Source organism: Actinosynnema sp. (assembly GCF_052038725.1).
Genome location: NZ_JBQGCX010000986.1, coordinates 1 through 4,312, shown reverse-complemented (window position 1 = coordinate 4,312; position 4,312 = coordinate 1). Strand labels below are relative to the sequence as shown.

4 protein-coding genes are annotated in these 4,312 nt (G+C 71.7%); all 4 read left to right on the top strand.

All coding sequences use genetic code 11. The features are described from left to right. The first annotated feature begins 141 nt into the window (after positions 1 to 141). Complete coding sequence (locus tag ACTUAL_RS20900) at positions 142 to 1,470, top strand: lysine N(6)-hydroxylase/L-ornithine N(5)-oxygenase family protein (protein ID WP_096493096.1); 1,329 nt, start codon at positions 142 to 144, stop codon at positions 1,468 to 1,470. 40 nt (positions 1,471 to 1,510) lie between these two features. Continuing rightward, complete coding sequence (locus ACTUAL_RS20895; RefSeq protein ID WP_440901435.1) at positions 1,511 to 1,876, top strand: cupin domain-containing protein; 366 nt, start codon at positions 1,511 to 1,513, stop codon at positions 1,874 to 1,876. Next, positions 1,873 to 3,501: a class I tRNA ligase family protein gene (locus ACTUAL_RS20890; protein ID WP_440901434.1), complete on the top strand. Its 1,629-nt coding sequence runs from the start codon at positions 1,873 to 1,875 to the stop codon at positions 3,499 to 3,501. Before ACTUAL_RS20895 ends, ACTUAL_RS20890 begins: the two co-directional genes overlap by 4 nt. Before the next feature lie 9 nt (positions 3,502 to 3,510). Next, a partial coding sequence (locus tag ACTUAL_RS20885) for an ATP-grasp domain-containing protein (protein ID WP_440901433.1) occupies positions 3,511 to 4,312 on the top strand: 802 nt, incomplete at its 3' end.

Here is a 4,312-nt window from a genome sequence, read left to right as displayed (position 1 = left end):
GACCTGGTCAGCCTGCAGTTCGAACCGGTCTGACCGGGGCGGCCCCGCACCAGGGGCGGTCCGCACCACCCCGCCGCCGTCGCGGCGGGTCGACGAGGGCGGCGGTCCTACCGCCACCGCCCACCGAAGATGGGAGAACCCGTGGAGCACCAGGAAGTCGAGCTGCTGGCGATCGGCGCCGGACCCGCGAACCTCGCGCTCGCCGTGGCGCTGGAGGAGCTCGCGCCCGAGATCGCCGCGAACACCACCATCGTCGAGCAGCACGACACCGTGGCCTGGCAGCGCGGGATGCTGCTGCCCTGGTCGCAGAGCCAGGTGTCGTTCCTCAAGGACCTGGTCACCCTGCGCAACCCGCGCAGCGAGTTCTCGTTCCTGAACTTCCTGCACGCCAACGGCAGGCTGGACGAGTTCATCAACCTCGGCACGTTCACCCCGTACCGCAGGGAGATCTCCGACTACCTGTCCTGGGTCGCCGCCTCCCTCAAGTCGGTGCGCGTGCTGCACGGCCGCAAGGTGGTGGCGGTCGAGCCGCGCGCCGAGGTCGGCGGCGAGGTCACCTCGTGGCTGGTGCGCTTCTCCGACGGCTCCACCACCGGCGCCCGCTCGCTGGTCTTCGGCACCGGCCGCGACCCGCACGTGCCCACCGAGTTCCTCGGCCTGCCGCAGGAGAAGGTCGCGCACAGCATCGAGTTCGCCCAGCGCCTCAAGCAGCTCGACCCGGCCACCACCAAGCGCGTCGTGGTCGTCGGCGGCGCGCAGTCCGCGGCCGAGATGTTCTGGGAGTCGCACCAGGCGCTGCCCGGTGCCGAGGTGACCATGGTGATGCGCTCCATCGGCCTCAACGGCTACGAGAGCAGCAAGTTCACCAACGAGCTGTTCTACCCCTCGTTCGTCGACACCTTCAACAGCGCCCTCCCGGACGCCCGCGAGCAGCTGCTGCGCGAGATGCACCGCACCAACTACGGCGGCCTCTCGCCCGCGACGCTGGAGAACCTCTACCGCACCATCTACCTGGAGAAGCTCAGCGGCGACCAGCGGATGTCCGTCATCACCATGGTCGAGGTCGCCGACGCCCGCTCCGAGGGCGACGAGGTCGTGCTGACCCTGGTGGACCGCAAGGACGGCTCCCGCTCCGAGCTGCGCTGCGACGTGGTGCTGCTGGGCACCGGCTACAGCCAGAAGATGCCGCTGGTGACCAGGAACCTGGCCGCCTCGGTCGGCGCGGACGACTTCACCGTCACCCGCAACTACCGGGTCACCCTCCCCGCCCACGTGACCGCCCGCGTGTACCTGCAGGGCGTCAACGAGGCCACGCACGGCATCGCGGACTCGCTGATCAGCGTGCTCGCCATCCGCTCCAGCGAGATCGTCGCCGACCTGCGCGCCGACGAGCGCCCGGCGCACGCCCCGGCCCAGGCCCCCGCCCCGGCCCGCGTGCAGCCCGAGCTGCTCGACGTCGTCCGCTCCTGACCCCCCACCCGCCACCGCCTGGAAGGCACGCACCGACATGATGGAGTTGCGCAAGTTGGACCGGGACAACCTCAAGCAGGACAACGGGCTCGTCGCCCAGCGCCTGGTCCCGTGGGAGCTGCTGAACGCCCCCTTCGAGGGTTCCTGGTGCGTGGTGCGCCCCGGCGCCGAGTCCGGCGCGCACGGCCACCACGAGTACGAGATCTGGGTCGCCATGACCGGCCAGGCCGAGATCATCACCGCCGAGGGCGCCACCGAGTTCAAGGCGGGCGACATCGTGCACTTCACCCCCCACGAGGAGCACCAGGTGGTGAACCGGGGCGAGGAGGACTTCCAGTTCTACTCGATCTGGTGGGACGCCGAGCTGTCCGAGAAGTTCGCTGCCAGGCACGCGGAGAGCCGGTGACCACCGCGCGGCCCGCCGTCGTCATCGCGGCCACGCCCACCTCCAACGGCGACCTGCACGTCGGGCACCTCGCGGGCCCGTACCTGTCCGCCGACGTGTACGCCCGCTACCTCAAGGCCACCGGCCGCCCCGTGGTCTACACGACCTGCACGGACGACAGCCAGAGCTACGTGGTGTCCACCGCGCACCGCAGGGGCCTGGCCCCCGAGGAGCTGGTGCGCACCTCCACCGAGCAGATCAGCCGCTCGCTCGCCGCCGCGGGCACCCTCGTCCCCGGCCTGCCGCCGATCGACGAGCGCTACCGCCGCACCGTGCTCGACTACCTCCTCGAACTGCACGCCGCGGGCCGCTTCCAGCCGCGCACCGTGCGCCTGCCCTACGCCAAGAACGCGGGCGTGTTCCTGTACGACGGCCTGGTCAGCGGCACCTGCCCGGTGTGCCTGTCCGGCAGCTGCGGCGGCGCCTGCGAGAACTGCGGGCACCCCAACAACTTCGACGAGCTGATCGACCCGAAGTACACGATCGACCCGAGCGACCCGGTGGTCTACCGGGAGCAGCGCATCCTCGTGCTGCCGCTGGAGGAGTACCGCGAGCGCCTCTCCTCCTACTACGCCTCGCGCACCCCGCGCTGGCGCCCGCACGCCAAGCAGCTCATCGGCGAGCTGCTGGCCCGCCCGCTGCCGGACGTGCCGGTCACTTTCCCCGGCTCCTGGGGCATCCCCGCCCCGTTCCCGGAGACCCCCGGCCAGATCGTCTACCCGTGGGTCGAGGCCGTCCCCGCCGCGATGTACAGCACCTGGTGGGCGGCCACCGAGCAGGGCAACCCGCCCGGCGCCGCCGACGAGCTGTGGCGCGCCGAGAGCGGCGCGGAGCTGGTCTACTTCCACGGCTTCGACAACGTCTACCACTGGGGCCTGGTCGACCTGGTGATGCTGATGGCGCACGGCGACCGCTACACCACGCCGGACGCCAACGTCTGCAACGAGTTCTACGACCTGGAGGGCGAGAAGTTCTCCACCAGCCGGGGCCACCTCATCTGGGGCGCCGACCTGTTCGCCGAGGTGCCCAGGGACCTGGTGCGGTTCTACCTCGCGCTGACCGCGCCCGAGTTCCAGCGCACCAACTTCAGCCGCGAGCAGCTGCACTCGGTCACCACGCGCAGGCTCGTCGACCCGTGGAACGCCCTGGCGGACACCACCTCCCTGGTGCTGGGCGGGGTGGTGGACGGCACCGCGCTGCCCACCACCGAGGCCGGGCGCAGGCGCGCCACGGCGATGGACGAGCGGTTCCGGCTCTGCTACGAGCTGCCCGGCTTCACCCTCGGCCGCGCCGCCGAGACCGCGATCACCCAGCTGGCCAGGCTGCGCGCGCTCGCCGAGACCGTGGACCCGGCCCGCAACGGCCACTCGCCCACCGCCCCCGGCGACCTGCTGCTGGAGGCCCGCACCCTGCTGGCGTGGACCGCGCCGATCCTGGTCGACACCGCCGAGCGCCTCACCGGCCTCGGCGTCGACCTCGCCCTCGGCGGCAGGCCCGCGACCGAGGTCCCGGCGTTCCGGTTCCCCCGGCTGCCCGCGACCGACTCGCCGACCCGGCCGACCACCCTGATCGACAGCGCCCGGTAGGAGGACGCCGTGAAGCTGCTGACCGTCGAGACTCGCCAGTACCTGGACTACTACCACTCCCGCTACCGGCAGGTGCAGGACCTCGGCGTCGACCTGCACGTGCTCAACGGCGAGGGCACCGAGGACTTCTGGCCCGCCGACCGCTACCGCCTGGTCGGCTCCAAGGACATCGACAAGATGGTCGAGGTCGCCAAGGAGTGGCACGCCGCCGAGCACTTCGACGGCGTGATCACCTTCTCCGAGGCCGCGGTCGTCGCCGTCGCCGTCATCGCCGAGGCGCTGGGCCTGCCCACCATCGGCCGCGAGGCCGCCGTCAACAGCCGCAACAAGCTGCTGATGCGCCAGTCCCACCAGGCGGGGGGCGCGCCCATCCCCGGCTTCCGGCACGTCGAGAGCCTGGAGGAGGCGCAGGAGGCCGCGCGCGAGTTCGGGTTCCCCGTCATCGTCAAGCCCACCCTGGGCGCGGGCAGCCACTTCGTCTTCAAGTGCGACGACGAGGCCGAGCTGGCCGAGCACTACGCGCAGGCCGCCGAGGGCATCCGGGACCTGTTCTGGGCCAACTCCGAGGCCGACGGGATCGACCTGGGGCCCAACGCCCTGCTGGTCGAGTCGTTCCTGGACGGCAAGGAGTACCTGATGGAGGCGGTCGCCTGGGACGGCGAGGTCTACCTCGGGTCCGTGGTCGACCGGATCACCGCCGAGGGCGGCACGTTCGACGACGACGTGCACCACGCCCCCACCTCCATGTCGCCGCGCGACCTGGCGGCGGTGCACGCCGTGGTCAAGGCGGGCGCGCTCGCCCAGGGCCTGC

Bases quoted from the DNA above. Each gene is read 5' to 3' on its own strand.
- ACTUAL_RS20895 (WP_440901435.1), top strand. From the start codon at position 1,511: ATGGAGTTGCGCAAGTTGGACCGGGACAACCTCAAGCAGGACAACGGG.